Consider the following 234-nt stretch of genomic DNA (forward strand, 5'->3'; position numbering starts at 1 on the left):
GACTAAATGCAGACATATCAACAAAATTTGAGGTAATTAATATGACCATCACGCCGATCATTAACCCAATGGCAGCCGTCAAGATCGGTAGCCCTGCAATCAATAATGAAGCGAAGGTAAAGGCTAAAATAAAGAAGGCCATGACAATACCTATGACTTCCGAAATCCCGCCTACCTCAATTTCTGAGAATGTGACGGAGCCTCCTAATTCTGTTTGGATGCCAGCCTTTCTTG

General features: G+C 42.7%; 1 protein-coding gene. It reads right to left on the bottom strand.

The window, feature by feature from the left end; all coding sequences use genetic code 11:
• A partial coding sequence (locus tag SB658_RS27680) for an MMPL family transporter (RefSeq protein WP_410603785.1) occupies positions 1 to 234 on the bottom strand: 234 nt, incomplete at both ends.

Origin of the sequence: Bacillus sp. SIMBA_008, assembly GCF_046535495.1 — a bacterium.
GTDB lineage: Bacteria > Bacillota > Bacilli > Bacillales > Bacillaceae > Bacillus > Bacillus subtilis.